General features: G+C 46.2%; 13 protein-coding genes. 11 read left to right on the top strand and 2 right to left on the bottom strand.

What is annotated here, in order from left to right; genetic code table 11:
* Positions 1-21 precede the first annotated feature (21 nt).
* The 8 genes from V7S65_RS03870 to V7S65_RS03905 all read left to right on the top strand — a co-directional run bounded on the left by V7S65_RS03870 (position 22) and on the right by V7S65_RS03905 (position 12,513).
* Positions 22-1,719, top strand: coding sequence for a GMC family oxidoreductase (locus tag V7S65_RS03870; RefSeq protein ID WP_336386136.1), 1,698 nt, complete (start codon positions 22-24; stop codon positions 1,717-1,719).
* A 235-nt stretch (positions 1,720-1,954) separates the two neighbouring features.
* Positions 1,955-2,539: an RNA polymerase sigma factor gene (locus V7S65_RS03875; RefSeq protein WP_111578789.1), complete on the top strand. Its 585-nt coding sequence runs from the start codon at positions 1,955-1,957 to the stop codon at positions 2,537-2,539.
* Between the two features lie 64 nt (positions 2,540-2,603).
* Positions 2,604-3,554: a FecR family protein gene (locus V7S65_RS03880; protein WP_336386135.1), complete on the top strand. Its 951-nt coding sequence runs from the start codon at positions 2,604-2,606 to the stop codon at positions 3,552-3,554.
* A 48-nt stretch (positions 3,555-3,602) separates the two neighbouring features.
* Positions 3,603-6,950 carry a SusC/RagA family TonB-linked outer membrane protein gene (locus tag V7S65_RS03885; protein ID WP_336386134.1) on the top strand — a complete coding sequence of 1,116 codons (3,348 nt, stop codon included), beginning with the start codon at positions 3,603-3,605 and terminating at the stop codon, positions 6,948-6,950.
* A 29-nt stretch (positions 6,951-6,979) separates the two neighbouring features.
* Complete coding sequence (locus V7S65_RS03890; RefSeq protein ID WP_336386133.1) at positions 6,980-8,785, top strand: RagB/SusD family nutrient uptake outer membrane protein; 1,806 nt, start codon at positions 6,980-6,982, stop codon at positions 8,783-8,785.
* A 29-nt stretch (positions 8,786-8,814) separates the two neighbouring features.
* Positions 8,815-9,780 carry a BT_3987 domain-containing protein gene (locus V7S65_RS03895; RefSeq protein ID WP_336386132.1) on the top strand — a complete coding sequence of 322 codons (966 nt, stop codon included), beginning with the start codon at positions 8,815-8,817 and terminating at the stop codon, positions 9,778-9,780.
* Positions 9,780-10,619, top strand: coding sequence for an endonuclease/exonuclease/phosphatase family protein (locus tag V7S65_RS03900; RefSeq protein ID WP_336386131.1), 840 nt, complete (start codon positions 9,780-9,782; stop codon positions 10,617-10,619). Before V7S65_RS03895 ends, V7S65_RS03900 begins: the two co-directional genes overlap by 1 nt.
* An 82-nt stretch (positions 10,620-10,701) precedes the next feature.
* Entirely contained in the window at positions 10,702-12,513 is a 1,812-nt protein-coding gene (locus V7S65_RS03905) for a glycoside hydrolase family 35 protein (protein WP_336386130.1), read from the top strand.
* 312 nt (positions 12,514-12,825) lie between these two features.
* Here V7S65_RS03905 and V7S65_RS03910 read toward each other — a convergent pair whose 3' ends face one another.
* On the bottom strand, positions 12,826-13,524 hold the full coding sequence (locus V7S65_RS03910) for a response regulator transcription factor (protein ID WP_336386129.1): 699 nt from the start codon (positions 13,522-13,524) through the stop codon (positions 12,826-12,828).
* Complete coding sequence (locus V7S65_RS03915) at positions 13,496-14,677, bottom strand: sensor histidine kinase (RefSeq protein WP_336386128.1); 1,182 nt, start codon at positions 14,675-14,677, stop codon at positions 13,496-13,498. Before V7S65_RS03915 ends, V7S65_RS03910 begins: the two co-directional genes overlap by 29 nt.
* Positions 14,678-14,898: 221 nt before the next feature.
* Between V7S65_RS03915 and V7S65_RS03920 the strand changes: the two genes are divergently transcribed.
* The 3 genes from V7S65_RS03920 to V7S65_RS03930 all read left to right on the top strand — a co-directional run bounded on the left by V7S65_RS03920 (position 14,899) and on the right by V7S65_RS03930 (position 16,765).
* Positions 14,899-15,342, top strand: coding sequence for a CBS domain-containing protein (locus tag V7S65_RS03920; protein ID WP_079468123.1), 444 nt, complete (start codon positions 14,899-14,901; stop codon positions 15,340-15,342).
* A 252-nt stretch (positions 15,343-15,594) separates the two neighbouring features.
* Complete coding sequence (locus V7S65_RS03925) at positions 15,595-16,077, top strand: NADH-quinone oxidoreductase subunit A (RefSeq protein WP_079468122.1); 483 nt, start codon at positions 15,595-15,597, stop codon at positions 16,075-16,077.
* A 49-nt stretch (positions 16,078-16,126) separates the two neighbouring features.
* The gene (locus V7S65_RS03930; RefSeq protein WP_079468121.1) at positions 16,127-16,765 is read left to right on the top strand and encodes an NADH-quinone oxidoreductase subunit B; all 639 of its coding nucleotides are present in this window, start codon (positions 16,127-16,129) and stop codon (positions 16,763-16,765) included.
* Positions 16,766-16,780: the final 15 nt, after the last annotated feature.

Consider the following 16,780-nt stretch of genomic DNA (forward strand, 5'->3'; position numbering starts at 1 on the left):
TGTCGCGTTAAACACAACGATATGAATCTTAATATCAAGGCAGAGAAGGAAAATACGTATGATGCCATCGTAGTAGGTTCCGGTATCAGCGGCGGATGGGCAGCCAAAGAGCTGAGTGAAAAAGGATTGAAAACGCTGGTATTGGAAAGAGGCCGCAATGTAGAGCACATTAAAGACTACACCACCGCTATGAAAGCGCCGTGGGAATTTGCGCACCATCTTAACACCACCAATGAAATGCGGGAGAATCATCCCATCCAGAGCCAGTGTTACGCTTTTGATGAAGCCACGCAGCAATTCTGGGTAAATGATAAAGAGAATCCTTACAACGAAATAAAGCCCTTCAACTGGCTGCGGGGATACCATGTAGGTGGCCGCTCCCTCATGTGGGGCCGCCAGGTGTATCGCTGGAGCGACCTTGACTTTGAAGCCAATGCAAAAGACGGTCATGGTGTAGACTGGCCTATCCGCTACAAAGACATTGCCCCCTGGTATAAATATGTAGAAGAATATATCGGCGTAAGCGGTCAGGCGGAAGGGTTACCCCAATTGCCCGACGGCGTTTTCCTGCCGCCAATGGAAATGAACTGCCTCGAGAAGCACGTTGCTGCGCGCATCAAGGAAAAGTATAACGACCGTATCCTCACCATTGGCCGTGCAGCGCATCTCACCAAAGGATTAAAGGACCGTGGTCCGTGCCAGTTCCGTAACCTGTGCGCCCGGGGATGTCCGTTTACCGGTTACTTCAGCAGCAACGGCGTTACCCTGCCGGCAGCCGCCAAAACAGGTAATATGACCCTTCGCCCGGATTCTATTGTACTGGAAGTATTATATGATAAAGATAAAAGTAAAGCTACCGGCGTAAGGGTGATGGATTCCCATACCCTGCAAACAGTAGAATACTACGCTGATATTATTTTCCTGAACGGCTCCACGCTGGGTACCAGCTGGATCATGCTCAACTCAGTTTCTGAACGTTTCCCTAACGGGTTTGGCAACGACAGCGGGCAACTGGGGCACAACCTCATGGATCACCATTATGGTGTAGGCGCCGGTGGAGAGTTTGATGGTTTTGAAGACCAATACTACAGCAGCGGCCGCAGACCCAACGGTATTTATATTCCGCGTTTCCGTAACACCAACGCCAACACCCTGCAAAAAGATTATGTGCGTGGATTTGGCTACCAGGGCGGCGCACAAAGAGGCCGTGGTATCAGCATGGATGGCATAGGCGTTCAGCTGAAAGAAGCCCAGGGCGAACCCGGTAAATGGAATATGGGCATCGGTTCCTGGGGCGAACACCTGCCTTATTTTGAAAATAAGGTAGTGCTGAATAAAAATAAGAAAGATAAATACGGACTGCCTACTCTTGATATCGACTGTGAATTTAAAGAGAATGAAATGGCCATGCGCAAGGATATGCAGGCCAGCGCGATAGAAATGCTGGAAGCAGCAGGACTGAAAAATGTACATGGCTACGACAGTGCGCCTCCTCCGGGACATTGCATTCACGAAATGGGAACGGCCCGCATGGGTAAAGATCCTAAAACGTCGGTGCTGAATGGTTTTAACCAGGTACACGCTGCTAAAAATGTATTTGTAACAGATGGCGCCTGTATGACGTCTTCCTCCTGTGTGAATCCTTCTATCACTTATATGGCGCTTACCGCGCGGGCATGTGATTATGCCGTTAAGGAACTGAAGAAAGGAAATATTTAATTTTCGCAAAAGGGGAACCAGTAAGCCGGTCTCCCTTTTGCTTTTTAGCAGGTATACTGCAACGATCATTGTTAGCTCCCGTTAAGCCACCGAAATTTCTTTCTCCACAAGATTATTTTTATTAATATTGATGGACGTAAAATTCCACCAGACGAATAATGAAAAAATAATGGACTGCGCTGTTAATCATATCATAACCTTACGTTAACAATGGCTTATTAATTTTGTCTCCTGCATGGACAATACAACTATTCTTATTTCGCCTTTTCTCTTGCGCCGTTTCCGCGAAGGAGACGAAGAAGCATTGCGTAGCTTACTGGATCTGCTGGGGCCGAGGGTATTGGGCTATTGCAGGAAGAAGGTGGCCATTGAGGAAGATGCGGAAGAACTCCTGCTGGATATTTTCCTCAAACTATGGCACTTCCGCGAAAAGCTGGATGAGACTGCTGATGTGCAGGTATTGTTATTTACGATCGCAAGAAATCATATCCTGAATTTTATCCGTAATAAAGTAAGCCGCCGGCTGATGACCACAGATCCGGAGAACGCCTTGCTGCAGCCGGCAGACAGTATCTTACACCGGCTGGATTATAATGAATTGTACAGGCAGTACCAGGGCGTGCTGGATTCGCTGGGCGACAAACAGCGCGCAGTATTCCGTATGAGCAGGGAAGAGGGATTGTCGCACCGCGAAATCGCCGACAAACTTGGGATCTCTATACGTACTGTAGAAGCGCATATCCACAGCAGTCTTAAAGTAATAAAAGCAGAGTTGAAAGATGCCTACATCCTGTTGCTGATATTATTCTTCCTGAAATAATTTTTTTCTTCCACTAAGTAGTCCCCCTTTTTTTAGTGTATATATAGGAAGAAGTGAACTGTATATGATGAAACCTGATGCCGGCCTGTTACAGGAGCTGATAGAAAAAGTACAACATAACACTGCCAGCCAGGAGGAGCTCCGGTTGCTTTTACAGTTGCTCGAAGAAAACAACCACGGCGAACTGATGCCGGTGGAAGAATGGTTTCAAAGCGAGCTGCAACCACTATCTGCCGGGTTGAAAAACAAAGTAGTGAATACTGCGCTGCAAAAAAACAGGTTGGTGAAACGGGGCTATTTCCGTCGCTGGTTGCCTTATGCCGCCATGTTGCTGGTATTGCCGGGCTTACTGATGTTATGGCCGCGTCATGAGCTGCGGTACACCACCATTGCCGCCAGGGACGGAGAAATTAAACGGGTGGTACTGCCGGATAGTTCCGTGGTGATCTTAAATGCCAGGTCTGTTATCCGTTACAAAGAAACCTACAAATCTGTATCCCGTGATGTGATACTGGATGGGGAAGCTTTTTTTGAGATACATCCCGACAGGAAAATTCCTTTTGTTGTGCATACAGGTAATGTGCGGACGCAGGTGTTGGGGACTTCTTTCAATGTGAAACATTATCCGGGTGAAAAACTGATGGTGAGCGTTGCCACCGGGAAAGTAAAAGTAGTAGCGCCTGAAGGGAAACAGGTTGTGCTGGAAAAGGGAAGTAAGGTTAGCTACGACAGTGCCGGCACTGCGTTTACGAGCTTCACGGAAGAACCGCATAAGATGAACTCCTGGCAGCAGGGAATTATCAATATGGATAATCTTACACTGGGCGAAGTGACTACTATATTGGAGCGATGGTACAGTGTGCGCATCATCCTGGAAACGCCGCAAATGGGAAAGCATGTATTGTCAGGCTTACAGGCCAATACATCACTGGAGTCTGTACTGGAATCTATTTGTTTTATCTATCATCTGCAATACCGGCGAGAGGGAAATATTATCCGTATGGAAAAAAAATAAACCGCTTAATCCTGTTTTAATACATACTACGCTAACAAAACCTAACGTATGATCCTAATTTTATTGTCCGCATTACGCGGCCCGCGAAGGGCCGTGAGGGGCTTCCTGTGCGCATTCCTGGCTGCAGCCATTTATATGGCGCCGGTGCAGGCACAGGCGCAGGACCCGAAAACGCAAACCGTCACTATTCAACTGAAAGAGGCGCCGGTAACTGCATTGTTTCATGCCATAGAAAAGCAAACCACTTTCCGTTTCCTGTATGATAAATCGCTGGAAACTACCGGGAAGAAATTAACAGTGAACTACAAAAATATTGCGGTGGCCAAACTGTTGCAGGACATTGGTGAGCGTACCGGTTTGCAGTTCAGAACTTCTGGTCAGAACATTTCAGTAGCTACTAAAGATCTGCCTCCCGCGGCCAATCTTTCTGCCGGAGGCAAAAGAGAAATAACCGGTGTGGTAGTAGATTCTGCGGGTCAGCCGATGGTAGGCGTAACCGTTGCTATTAAAGGCACCCGCCTGGGTACCGGTACAGATGGTAATGGTAAATTTATTTTATCAGTAGATGATAATGCCGTGCTGGTATTTAGTTTGATGGGATTCCGTAAACAGGAAATTCCGGTACAGCAGAAAGACAAGATAGACGTGGTGTTGGAAGAGGCATCGTCTGCGCTGGAAGAAGTAGTGGTAGTAGGTTTTGGTGAACAGAAAAAGATCAGCCTGGTAGGTGCGCAGGCAACTATTACGCCCAAAGAACTGAAACAGCCGGTATCCAATCTTACACAGTCGCTCGGTGGCCGCGTAGCCGGAATGGTATCTGTACAACGCAGCGGTGAACTGGGTTACAACGATGCCAATATTTATATCCGTGGCATTTCCACTTTTACGCAGGGCTTCAGCGCACCGCTTACCTTAGTGGATGGTGTGCCCAGGAGTATTTCCAATGTAGATCCGGAAGATATTGAAAGCTTTTCTGTGCTCAAAGATGCTTCCGCTACGGCCGTATACGGTGTACGTGGCGCCAACGGCGTTATCCTTATCACTACCAAAAGCGGTAAGCCGGGTAAGCCCGCTTATAACCTGCGCTATACAGAAGGCATTACCCAGTTTTCCAAGCTCCCTTCTTTTGCCGATGGGCCTACTTATATGAAATTGTCGAACGAAGCATTGACCACGCGGGGAAGCGCGCCGGTGTATTCCGATGAAGCGATTCAGAAAACCGCTGATGGCAGCGATCCTTATCTGTATCCTAACGTCGACTGGTTTAAAGAGCTTTTCCGTAACAACGGGAAAGTGAGAAATGCGAATGCCAATATCAGCGGTGGTTCCGAGAAATCGGTGTATTATATTGGTCTTGGTTATTATGATGAACTGGGGATGTATAAAACAGATGAACTCACCAAGTACAATTCATCCATCTTCCTGAAGCGGTATAACGTTACTTCCAATATTACGCTGAAGCCTTCCGCCACTACCACTGTTAAACTGGGTATTCAGGGTTACCTGAGTAACGTGAACCTGCCTACTACCGGTGTATCCGACATTTTTACGGATGCATATTTTATGACACCGGTGCAGATTCCAACGCGCTATCCTGATGGTAAAGTGGCCGATATTCGTTCCGGTGGGTTGTCCAATCCCTGGGCAAGCCTTACCCAGGGCGGTTATGCGAACCAGTGGAGAAGCCAGGTGTATTCTAATCTGCGTCTTACGCAGGAGCTGCCCTTTCTTACGAAAGGATTATCCGTAACGGGTATGTTTTCATTTGACGCCTATAACTATACCAGTAACCGCTATACGAAAGTGCCGGATACCTGGCTGGCCACCGGCCGGGATGCCGATGGTAATCTTATGTTTGACCAGGTGGCCATTGGTACAGAATTTCTCCAGTATACAAAAAGCAACCAGGGAGAACGCACGTTCTATTCTGAATTCGGACTCAACTATAACAGGAGTTTTGGTAAGCACGATGTATCCGGTATGTTACTGTATAACCGCAGCGATAAAGCCAACACCTATGCCGGCGACCTGGAAACCTCCCTGCCTTACCGCTTTCAGGGACTGGCAGGCCGTTTCACCTATGGTTTCCGCAACCGGTATTTTGCAGAAGTGAACTTTGGATATAATGGTTCGGAAAACTTTTACCCCGATCAGCGATATGGCTTTTTCCCTTCCGCAGGATTGGGTTGGGTAGTATCGGAAGAAAACTTCTTCTCCGGTATAAAAAATACGGTATCACTTTTTAAGATCCGCTTCTCGCATGGTATTGTGGGTAACAGTAATATCGACGGCAGAAGATTTGCCTACCTGGCAACAGTAGCCAATACCAGCGATTATTATTTTGGAAAGAACATCAACCAGAAATTTACCGGTAAAGAAATTGGTGAATACGCAGTAGATGTGCAATGGGAAACTTCCCGCAAAACCAACCTGGGCTTTGATATAGGGCTACTGCACGACAACCTCACCTTACAGATAGATCTTTTCAGGGAATACCGCAGCGGTATTTTCCTGCGCCGCAAATCGTTGCCGGGTTACATAGGTATGATCAATGCGCCTTTTGGTAATGTGGGTATCATTGATAATAAAGGGATAGATGCATCCGTAACCTATAACCGCCGTTTCGGCGACTTCTCCCTGCAGTTGCTGGGCAATTTTACCTACAACAGGAATAAAGTAGTGGAGAATGATGATCCCAGCTGGAAATATCCGTGGCTGGACCGCAAAGGGCTGCGCGTAGGACAACGGTTTGGGTACATCGCACTGGGGCTTTTTGAAAGTGATAAAGAAGTACAGAATTCACCCCGGCAAACAGGCGATGTACGGGCCGGCGATATTAAATACAAAGACATTAACGGCGATGGTGTAATTGACTCGTACGATCAGGCTCCCATCGGGTATGGCGACGTTCCTGAAATTGTATACGGCTTCGGATTTACACTCGGCTATAAAGCCTTTGGGCTGTCGGCCCTTTTCCAGGGCGCCGCTCATGTGGATGTGCTGCTGAATGGTGAAGGCACCATGCCTTTCCAGCAGGGACTCAGCCGCGGAAATTTATTCAGCAATATCAACGACCGGTGGACAGAAGAAAACCCGCGGCAAGATGTTTTTTATCCGCGTATGATGGCAGGTTCATTGAATGATAACTATGCCGCCAGCACCTGGTGGATCAAGAACAGCGACTATATCCGGTTAAAGACTTTGCAGTTAAGCTATAACCTGCCAGCTTCCTGGATGAAACGCGCGAAACTGAAATCTGCCAACATCTTCCTGCAAGGGGTAAACATACTGACCTTCTCTCCATTCAAGCTTTGGGATGTAGAAGTAGGCAATGGAAGAGGCGCTTCCTATTCAAGTACCAAATCATATTCTGCCGGCGTTGCCGTCAACTTCTGATCATTCATTAACTTATTAATTTTCTCCGGATGAAAATAAAAAAGACAGTTCACGTTTTACTGGTCGGCGTTTCCCTGCTAACGGCTTCCTGTAACAGTAACTTCCTTGACCAGGTTCCCAGTGATCGTATTACCATTGAGCAGGTATTTAACCGAAGAAGATATTCTGAAGAATACCTTGCCAATATCTACGTGACCATTCCCAATGAAGCATACCGCAATACCTGCGCCTGGGAAGGATGTTCAGATGATGCGGATATCACTTACGACCGCCCGGGTTCCGGTTATAACACCTATCCCATGAACCTGGGTAACTGGAGCGCCGCGTCTGACTACATGAATAACTGGACTAAATTTTACCAGGGTATCCGCTCTGCTACTTATTTTATGCAGCATATTGACGGGAATAAAGAGATACTGGCGCTGCCTAACGGACAGGATCTCATTGATCAATATAAGGCTGAGGCGCGCTTCCTGCGGGCATTCTTTTATTATGGTATTATCCGTCAGTATGGCCCCGCCATTATCCTGGGAGATATTCCTATTGCCGGCGACCTGCTTCCTACAGATGAAGAGATGCAGAAGCCACGGAACTCCTACGATGAATGTGTTAACTATATTATATCGGAGCTGGATCTCGCCGCGCAGAAACTCCCGAAGCATTTTACCGCGCAGGGCGAAAATGATTATGGCCGGGCTACACAGGCTGCCTGTAAAGCTTTTAAAAGCCGGGTATTATTGCTGGCTGCCAGTCCGCAGTTCAATGGCAACCCCGACTATGCCGGCTTCCGTAACCTGGATGGCAAGCAACTGATAAGCGCGCAATACGATCGTGAAAAATGGAAACGCGCCGCCGATGCTGCCAAAGATGTAATTACCGGTTTCAGTTTTTCCCTGTACCGTAAGAATGATGCCAATGGAAACTTTGATCCTTACCTCTCTACCCGTGATGTATTCCTTGATCCCTGGAATTCAGAAGTGATTTTCACCAGGACCTCCAACGGGCTGAAAGACTGGGAGCGTTCCGTAACGCCCCGTTTGGCCAGCGGATATGCAGCTGTGGCCGTTACGCAGCAGCTGGTAGATGAATTTGAAATGGAAAACGGGAAAGGCATCTATGAATCCGGATCGGGTTATAAGGAAACAGGGTTTTCTTCAACAGCTACCAAATATACTACTGCCGGTACTTACAACATGTATGTAAACAGGGAGCCGCGTTTTTATGTGAATGTTAGTTACAATGGGAGTTTATGGATCAATAAGAGTGAAGGCAATAAAGTGATAGAAACATTTTTTACAGGTAATACCGGTAAGAAAGGTTCCTGGGACTTTCCGCGTACCGGTTACATTGCCCGGAAAAACGTGCATCCCGACAGCAATCCGAGGATCACGCAGTATGTAGCCAGGCCCTTTATACTGATTCGTTATGCAGAAATATTGCTGAACTATATTGAAGCACTGAATGAGTATGAACCCGGTAACCCGGATATTCTTAAATACCTGAACGAGATCCGTAACAGGGCAGGCGTACCTGATATTGCCGGTGGGCTGGGCCAGGCTGCCATGCGTGAAAAGATCAGGCATGAACGGAGAGTGGAGCTGGCACTGGAAAGTTTACGTTACTTCGATACCCGCCGCTGGAAGATCGCTGAACAAACCGATGGTGGAAATTTCTACGGGATGAATGTAGATGCCGGTACCAAAGTTACCGACCTGGTATTTTACCAGAGAACCATTTTTGAGCGAAGAGTTTTCCTGAAGAATTATTACCTGTTCCCTATTCCTCAATCGGAAATAGACCGCGACAGAAAGCTGGTGCAAAACCCCGGCTGGTAAATTATTTCCTGATAATTAATTTTTGAAAGATGAAAATAAAATTATTGGTATTTTCCCTCGCTGCGGCTACCGCCTGGAGCAGTTGCCGGAACGACAGTGAGGAACTGAAAAATATATCCGACAGCACCGCTGTTGTGTACATGCCACAGGCAGTTATTTCTCCTGCGGTGTATTCATTTGAAATATCCGGAAAGAGCGACAGTATTGTGTATGGCGCTTGTTATGGCGGGCCGCACTCACCTTCGTCGGACATAAACGTAAAATTCAGGGTAGATGCTTCGCTGACAGATCATTTCAATAGCAACAACTTCACCAGTTACCCGGTATTACCGGAAGGGAGCTATGAGCTGGAGCAGTCTGTTGCGGTAATACCGGCAGGGCGATTCAGCACGGCGCCGTTAAACCTGGTAGTGCATATGGATAAACTGGATGGTGTAGGCAATTACCTGTTGCCGGTAACTATTGAAACCGGTATGAAGGTGAATGAAAAGCTGCGCACGGCTTACTTCCTGATCAGCGGGCGTTATACTTCAAATCCGTTCCCTATGCTGAACCGCAGCAACTGGAATATTACCGGCTTCTCCTCGGAGGAGACCACCGGTGAGGGCGCCGCCAACGGCCATGCTATCCATGCGCTGGATGGCGATACGGCTACCTTCTGGAGCACCCGCTGGAAAGCATCCAAGCCTGGACCTCCGCATTATATTACCATTGATACGCAGGCCGAGCAAAAAATACACGGTATCACTATTACCGGCCGCACGGATAAAAATACCGGCGAGGTAAAGGCCACCGGCAACCCGAAAAATATAATCGTGGAGCTGAGCCGCGATGGCATCGCCTGGAGCTATTCGGAATCCTTTACGCTGGCCAATGATAAAGTAAGCACGATTTACCTGGCATATGCGCAGCAGGCCCGGTTTGTGAAGCTGACGGTCAATACCAGCCAGGGGGACATCTATCTGACACATATAGCAGAGATCAACGCTTTCTGATGAGGAGAAACATTTTTTGGTTCATCGTTTTAACCAGCGGCTTACTATCCTGCAGCAAAGCGGAAAAAGGAAATACTTCACCGGAAGAACCGGCGCGTCCAAAAGTAATGGTAAGCGTGATGACTTACAACATTTACGGCGCCCGGGCTTCTTCCGGTCCGCCGGCCAACCTGGAGGCGCTGGCCAAAGTGATCAACCGGGAAAAGCCGGACCTGGTGGCATTGCAGGAGGTAGACGTGTATACCCGCCGTACCGGTGTTAACATTCATCAGGCAGAAGAGCTGGCGAAGCTCACCGGAATGGACTGGTACTTCACAAAAGCGATGGATGTAACAGGAGGGGAGTATGGCGATGCCGTGCTTTCAAGGTTACCTATTCTTGAGCGGAAGCGGTATGCTTTGCCGGTGGCGCCGGCTGTAGGCGGCGAGTTCCGGACAATGGCCATGATCCGTGTAAAAAAAGACGACCGGGAATTTTATTTTGCATCCACCCACCTGGACCACCTGGCGCAGGAAAACAGCCGTTTATTACAGGCGGCAGAACTAAAAAAGATAGTAACTGAACTGGGGAAGCCATTGATACTTGGCGGGGATTTTAATGCTGTTCCCGGATCGCAGACCATTGGCATAATACGGAATTTTATGAACCTGGGCTGTTTGCAGCAATGCCCGCTTACCTTTCCTTCAGATAAGCCGGACCGCACCATCGATTATATTATGACAACACCGGTAAACCGTTTCTCCGTAACCCGGTATAACAGCATTACCGGTTATGATGAAGCATTGAAAGCGTATGTTTCTGATCACCGGGCTATAGTAGCGGATATTAGTGTACAATAATGAGAGCAGGCAATGTAAAAAAATCTTTAGAATCAAAGATTTTTGGCGTATTTTGTACGCTTATCTGCAACTTATTTGAACAATGAAGAAAGTAATCCTAGGCGGCATGCTGGCGCTATCCTGTTGGATGGGGCAGGCAGTGCAGGCGCAAAACAAACATTCTTTTGCATTAAGTAAAACTGATTTTATGCTGGATGGTAAACCCTTCCAGATGATCAGCGGAGAGATGCACCCGGCCCGTATACCGCATGAATACTGGCGTCACCGCATTCAGATGGCGAAGGCAATGGGTTGTAATACCATTGCGGCATATGTTTTCTGGAACTATCATGAAACTGTGAAAGGGCAGTTTGATTTCAGTACCGGTAATCACAACATTGCCGAATTTATTAAAATAGCGCAGGAAGAAGGCATGTGGGTATTACTGCGCCCCGGTCCTTATGTATGTGCGGAATGGGAGTTTGGCGGTTTACCTCCTTATCTCCTGCAAACACCGGATATAAAAGTGCGCTGCATGGACCCGCGTTATATAGCAGCAGTAACCACCTACGTAGATCGTTTGGCGGCAGAAGTAAAGCCATTGCTGGTAACCAACGGCGGACCGGTAGTAATGGTGCAGATTGAAAATGAATATGGCAGCTACGGTAACGACAAAGAATATTTAAATACGCTGAAAGATATGTGGGTAAAGAATGGCATCAATGTTCCATTCTACACGGCCGATGGCGCCACTGCCTATATGCTGGAAGCAGGAGGCGTGGAAGGCGCTGCCATCGGACTGGACTCCGGCGGATCGGAAGCGGATTTTGCCGCTGCCAAAAAACAGAATCCTGATGTACCTGCCTTCAGCAGTGAATCCTATCCGGGTTGGTTAACCCACTGGGGCGAACAATGGCAACGGCCAGGCATAGATGGCATTGCCAAAGAAGTGAAGTTCCTCATGGACACCAAACGTTCTTTCAACCTGTATGTAATTCATGGCGGCACCAACTTCGGTTATACTGCCGGCGCCAACTCCGGCGGAAAGGGTTACGAACCTGATGTAACCAGTTACGACTACGATGCGCCTATCAATGAGCAGGGAAATGCGACGCCTAAATACGAAGCGCTGCGTAAGCTGATCGGTTCCTATCTCCCGAAGGGCAAAAAATTACCAGCCATACCAAAACCAATTCCGGCAATTACAATTCCTGAATTTAATCTTACACCCTTTACTTCTGTATGGGATCATTTGCCGCAGCCGGTTAAATCCCCGCAGCCGAAGCCGTTTGAAGCATATGGACAGGACTATGGTTTTATGGTGTATAAAACCACGCTGATAGGGCATAAGAGCGGCAAGCTGAGTGTAAAGGATTTGCATGACTATGCTACCGTGTTTCTGAATGGCAAGTATATCGGTAAAATTGACCGCCGGCTTGGTGAAAAAACAATTGACCTGCCGGTGAGTGATGTAAAGAATCCTGTACTGGAAATCCTGGTAGAGGGAATGGGGCGCATCAACTTTGCAGAAGCGCTGATTGACCGTAAAGGAATCACGGATCGTGTAGTACTGAATGGTATGACGCTAATGAACTGGGAAGTATACAGCCTGCCTATGACGGAGAAATTTGTACAGGAGCTGAGTGCTTCTTCCAATAATGTTGCTAAACCAGGTCAGTTTTTTAAAGCCACTTTTAACCTTGATAAAACCGGTGATACTTACATCGATATGTCGGGATATAAGAAAGGAATTGTTTGGGTAAACGGTCACAATCTTGGCCGCTATTGGGAAATAGGACCGCAGAAAAACCTGTACTGTCCTGCTCCGTGGCTGAAGAAAGGCGCCAATGAAATTGTGGTGTTTGATTTGCACCAGGAAACGGCTGCACCGGTGAAGGGAGTGATGAGTTTGTAATAAGTAAATATTTATTAAGGATTTGCGGGGAGATAGTAAATAGTCAGACTATTTGCTGTTTCCCCGCAGTTGCTTGAGGCTGTTGTTCCAGTGTGTGCGTTGACAGGAGCTGACCGCGGATGGTGATAAATTGTAATAATAATTTTACAAGGTACTTTTTCCTGTACTTTATTCTGCATCAAAGTAATGCCACATAACATAAACATACCAGTAGTGAGCGTGTTTTTTTTCATAACTGTTTATTTTCGTACAAAGCTAAACACTACGTGTATCTCTTGGCGTTAATGAATCTTAGTATTTTGTGAAGGAGTGTTAAAGTAGCTCGTTGCAAACAAGCCTGTATCCTAGTCCTCTTACATTAATAAGTCGCACCGTAGTGTCATACAGAAGATATTTCCGGAGCTTACTGATATAAACGTCCATATTACGGGAATTATCAATATTATCATCTCCCCAGAGTTTTTCCAGCATTATTTTACGAGAAGTAGTTTTATTCGCATTTTCTGAAAACATGCGTAGCATATCTGCTTCTCTTAGAGAAAGACTTTGATTGTCTTTAGGATGCTTTAGTTCCTGTCTGTTATAGTCGAAAATATATTTTCCCAGAGAAAATATACCGGGTATGTTTCTTTGTGGAACGAGAGGAAGAGAACGTTTGAGAAGGTTTTTTATACGGAGCATCAGTTCTTCCAGGCTGAATGGTTTTTTTATATAATCGTCAGCGTATTCCAGGCCACGTATCACGTCGGCGTTTCCAAGCTTTCCCGTAAGAAAGATAATCGGTGTTTTTTCGTCAACGTCACGTATGTCCTTTACCAGTGAGAAACCATCTTTTTCTGGCATCATGATATCGATTAGACAGGCATGTGGTTGATGGGAGAGATATTTTTCCCATCCCTGCCGTCCATTAGCGGCGTGTACAATATCGAATCCATTATGTTCGAGGGTTTCTTTGACAACGCTTGCCAATATCGGTTCATCTTCAACCAGCAGTAGTTTTATTTTTTGCATAATGAGGGAATTGAAGCGTGAATTGGGTGCCGTTACCGGGAGTGCTTTGTACATGGATCTGTGCGTTAAGTTTTTGTATTAATAGTTTTACATGACTTAGACCTATGCCGAATCCTTTTACATCGTGTCTGTCCCCCTGATGAACCCTATAGAACTTGTCAAAGATAAAAGGAAGATCTTTTTCATGGATACCATCGCCATTATCGGCAATTGTAAGGATGATGCCGGTGGGGTTAGCTTTAACCGTTATCCTGATTTCGGGAACGGGATGATGGTTGTATTTGAGAGCGTTATCCAACAGATGATTTAAGATAGTTTCAAAGTCATGTTGATCTGTTTCTATTACCGGTTCTGGCGACAGTATGTCTATTGTGATGATAGCTTGTGATCTGTAAGAGAAGCGCTGTTTGATGTTGTCAAGGATTTCCTCCGGAAACAGAGGTGCTATCTTTATATCACGTTCCTGTTCTTCCAGTCTTACAATGTTAATGATGCGCAGAATGAGCTCCTGAAGGTTATCCAGTTCCTTCTTATTATGTTTCAGGTAGCGTTCTGTCATTTCGGGATTGTTCATGCCTTTGTAGGTAAGCAGGGCTTCATTGGTGGCATGTAATACAGATAGGGGAGTATTTAGCTCATGGGTAATGTTCGTAATAAAGTTTTGTTTCAGTTGCTCCAGTTTTTTCTCTCGGTTCAGATTGCACCAGGATTCCTGCCCCCAGCGGATTATGTGCATCATGATCACAACGGAGATGGCAATGGAAAACGATGTATAGTCGAATCCGTAACCTGTCTCTTTCCCAAAAATAACACCGCTTATTTTGCCTGTGTTGTTGACCGGAGGGATGATCCTTAATAAGCGAGGGTCATTTTTAACACGGTATATTGAGGTGTCTGCATAGAGTTGAAAAGGCGTGAAGATGCATTCTTCCTCTAGTCTTTGACGATACTGTTCCTGAAGGGTATAGACATTGAGATCTGTTGCATCTTTCGCCATTGTCTCATAAACCTGCTCCAGTATTTTTGTAGCATAGGATCTGAAGCTCGTTTTTTCAGATCGATATGTCTGGTATATCCAATTTGCCAGGAGGCAAACAACTATAATGGAGGGGAGGATTATCCACAGGCGAATAATTTCGAGGTAACTTTTCATACCAACAAATATAAATGCCTACCTATTTATTTTCGTGTTTTTTTAACAATCATTAAGAAAAGAAATGCGATAAAGTTGCTTTTACGTTTTAGCAACTATTGATCTGCCTTTGTGTACTATTTACACAAACGATTTATTTTCACTGCCTTGCTTTTAACAATGAAAATTGGTAACTTAGAAATGGTGGTTTTTCATTTATTTACTCTTCTAAAAGTCTTGCCATGGGAAAGGTACGTAATATCCTGCAGGTAAAGGGTCATGCAGTATACTCCATAAATCCCGACAACACTGTTTTTGAAGCGCTCCAACTCCTTGTAGATCACAATGTCGGCGCATTGACAGTAGTTGATGAAGATGAACATTTTATGGGAATTTTTTCTGAACGTGATTATGCCCGCCGGGTAATCCTGAAGGGGCGTGCGTCAAAGGAAACTTTGATCCGGGAAATCATGACAGAGCGTCCTATCACGGTTACTGAGGATGATTCCATTGAGGACTGTATGGGATTGATGACAGATAAAAGGATCCGTCACCTGCCGGTAGTTGACCAGCAGAACAGGCTGATGGGTTTGATATCCATTGGTGACGTGGTGAAATTTATTATTGACGACCAGCAGCACATCATCACCAGTCTTGAATGTTATATTACAGGTACACATACCTGAGTATCGCATTTTAATCTTTTGTTTTATCGTTGTATTTTTTGTAACTTCAGTTTCATATAGTCTTTACCGTATAGCAGCATTTGAAACGTTATGAAACCGGGTCCGTATCCGGTCTTCCCTCTTGATTTGGCGGTTTACAGACTAGCATTACCAATAATAGACATGTTCAGTAGATTGGAAAGCATACTACTGGTTTTATCTGATAGACAGGCATAACGGACTTTTAAGTAAATCGCTCGGAGGGCGAACACTTTGAAAAGCGCTGTTTCTGACATCACTCCCATCTGGCCATTTTTAGCATATGGAGCTATTGTGGTGATACTCATCAGTATCATACTGGGGCTCTCTTATGTACTGGGGCAGCGGCATAAAGACCGCGCCACCGGTGAGGCTTATGAGTCCGGCATCATCTCCACCGGCTCTGCACGACTACGGTTCCCTTCCCAGTTCTACCTGGTAGCGATGCTCTTCGTTATTTTCGACATTGAAACGGTATTAATTATATCCTGGGCAATTGCCTACGAAGAAGTAGGCTGGACAGGCTTCCTCGGCGTTTCTGTTTTTATCTTCATATTACTGGCTGTACTTATTTACGAATGGCGTAACGGCGCATTGGACTTCGGGCCCGATGGGAAAAAGATTTTACGCGCGTATAAAAAAATGCGGAAGAAAACTTCCACTCACGTTAACGGTTACACGGACATTAAGACTCCAACACCACAGGCACTGACGTAGCAACAGCATGTTGATTTTATGAATCATGCATAGGTAAATCAACTTTTATATGAAATGGTGGCTGACCAACGCAAATGATGTAACGGGTAAGATATCCGGCAATACTTCTATGGAAGAAGTGATACAGCAAAGTGTAATGCTCACTTCCGTAGAAAGCCTGCTGGCATGGGGACGGAAAAATTCGCTATGGCCCTTCCATTTCGGCCTTTCCTGTTGTTTTGTAGAAATGGCTACCGCTATGACCCCTAAGTATGATATGGCCCGGTTTGGCGCGGAAGTAATCAGAGGTACTCCCCGCGAAGCTGATGTCATGATCATCGCAGGCACCGTATTTATAAAAATGGCGCCCGTCATTCAACGTTTGTATGAGCAGATGATGGAGCCCCGCTGGGTAATATCCATGGGCTCCTGTGCCAATTCCGGCGGTATGTACGACATCTACAGCGTAGTACAGGGAGTAGATAAATTTCTACCTGTAGATGTCTATGTACCCGGTTGCCCCCCGCGCCCGGACGCATTTATGTCGGGCCTCGTTATGCTGCGCGACAGCGTAGGTAAAGAGAAACGCCCCCTCAGCTGGGTGATCGGTGAACAGGGCGTAATCCGGCCGGAAAAAATCTCCATGAAAGATACCCTGCGGGAGAAACGGCAACAAATGACAAAGTTTAAAACACCCGATGAAATATAATAACAATACTTACTA

It is taken from the genome of Chitinophaga sp. CCNWYY40 (assembly GCF_037483205.1).
In the GTDB taxonomy this organism is placed as follows: Bacteria; Bacteroidota; Bacteroidia; order Chitinophagales; family Chitinophagaceae; genus Chitinophaga; species Chitinophaga ginsengisegetis.

What these genes read in the sequence shown, in the direction of transcription:
- V7S65_RS03905 (WP_336386130.1), top strand. Translation starts at nt 10,702, where the DNA reads ATGAAGAAAGTAATCCTAGGCGGCATGCTGGCGCTATCCTGTTGGATG.
- V7S65_RS03900 (WP_336386131.1), top strand. Translation starts at nt 9,780, where the DNA reads ATGAGGAGAAACATTTTTTGGTTCATCGTTTTAACCAGCGGCTTACTA.
- V7S65_RS03875 (WP_111578789.1), top strand. Translation starts at nt 1,955, where the DNA reads ATGGACAATACAACTATTCTTATTTCGCCTTTTCTCTTGCGCCGTTTC.
- V7S65_RS03930 (WP_079468121.1), top strand. Translation starts at nt 16,127, where the DNA reads ATGAAATGGTGGCTGACCAACGCAAATGATGTAACGGGTAAGATATCC.
- V7S65_RS03870 (WP_336386136.1), top strand. Translation starts at nt 22, where the DNA reads ATGAATCTTAATATCAAGGCAGAGAAGGAAAATACGTATGATGCCATC.
- V7S65_RS03910 (WP_336386129.1), bottom strand. Translation starts at nt 13,524, where the DNA reads ATGCAAAAAATAAAACTACTGCTGGTTGAAGATGAACCGATATTGGCA.
- V7S65_RS03920 (WP_079468123.1), top strand. Translation starts at nt 14,899, where the DNA reads ATGGGAAAGGTACGTAATATCCTGCAGGTAAAGGGTCATGCAGTATAC.
- V7S65_RS03885 (WP_336386134.1), top strand. Translation starts at nt 3,603, where the DNA reads ATGATCCTAATTTTATTGTCCGCATTACGCGGCCCGCGAAGGGCCGTG.
- V7S65_RS03890 (WP_336386133.1), top strand. Translation starts at nt 6,980, where the DNA reads ATGAAAATAAAAAAGACAGTTCACGTTTTACTGGTCGGCGTTTCCCTG.
- V7S65_RS03880 (WP_336386135.1), top strand. Translation starts at nt 2,604, where the DNA reads ATGATGAAACCTGATGCCGGCCTGTTACAGGAGCTGATAGAAAAAGTA.
- V7S65_RS03915 (WP_336386128.1), bottom strand. Translation starts at nt 14,677, where the DNA reads ATGAAAAGTTACCTCGAAATTATTCGCCTGTGGATAATCCTCCCCTCC.
- V7S65_RS03895 (WP_336386132.1), top strand. Translation starts at nt 8,815, where the DNA reads ATGAAAATAAAATTATTGGTATTTTCCCTCGCTGCGGCTACCGCCTGG.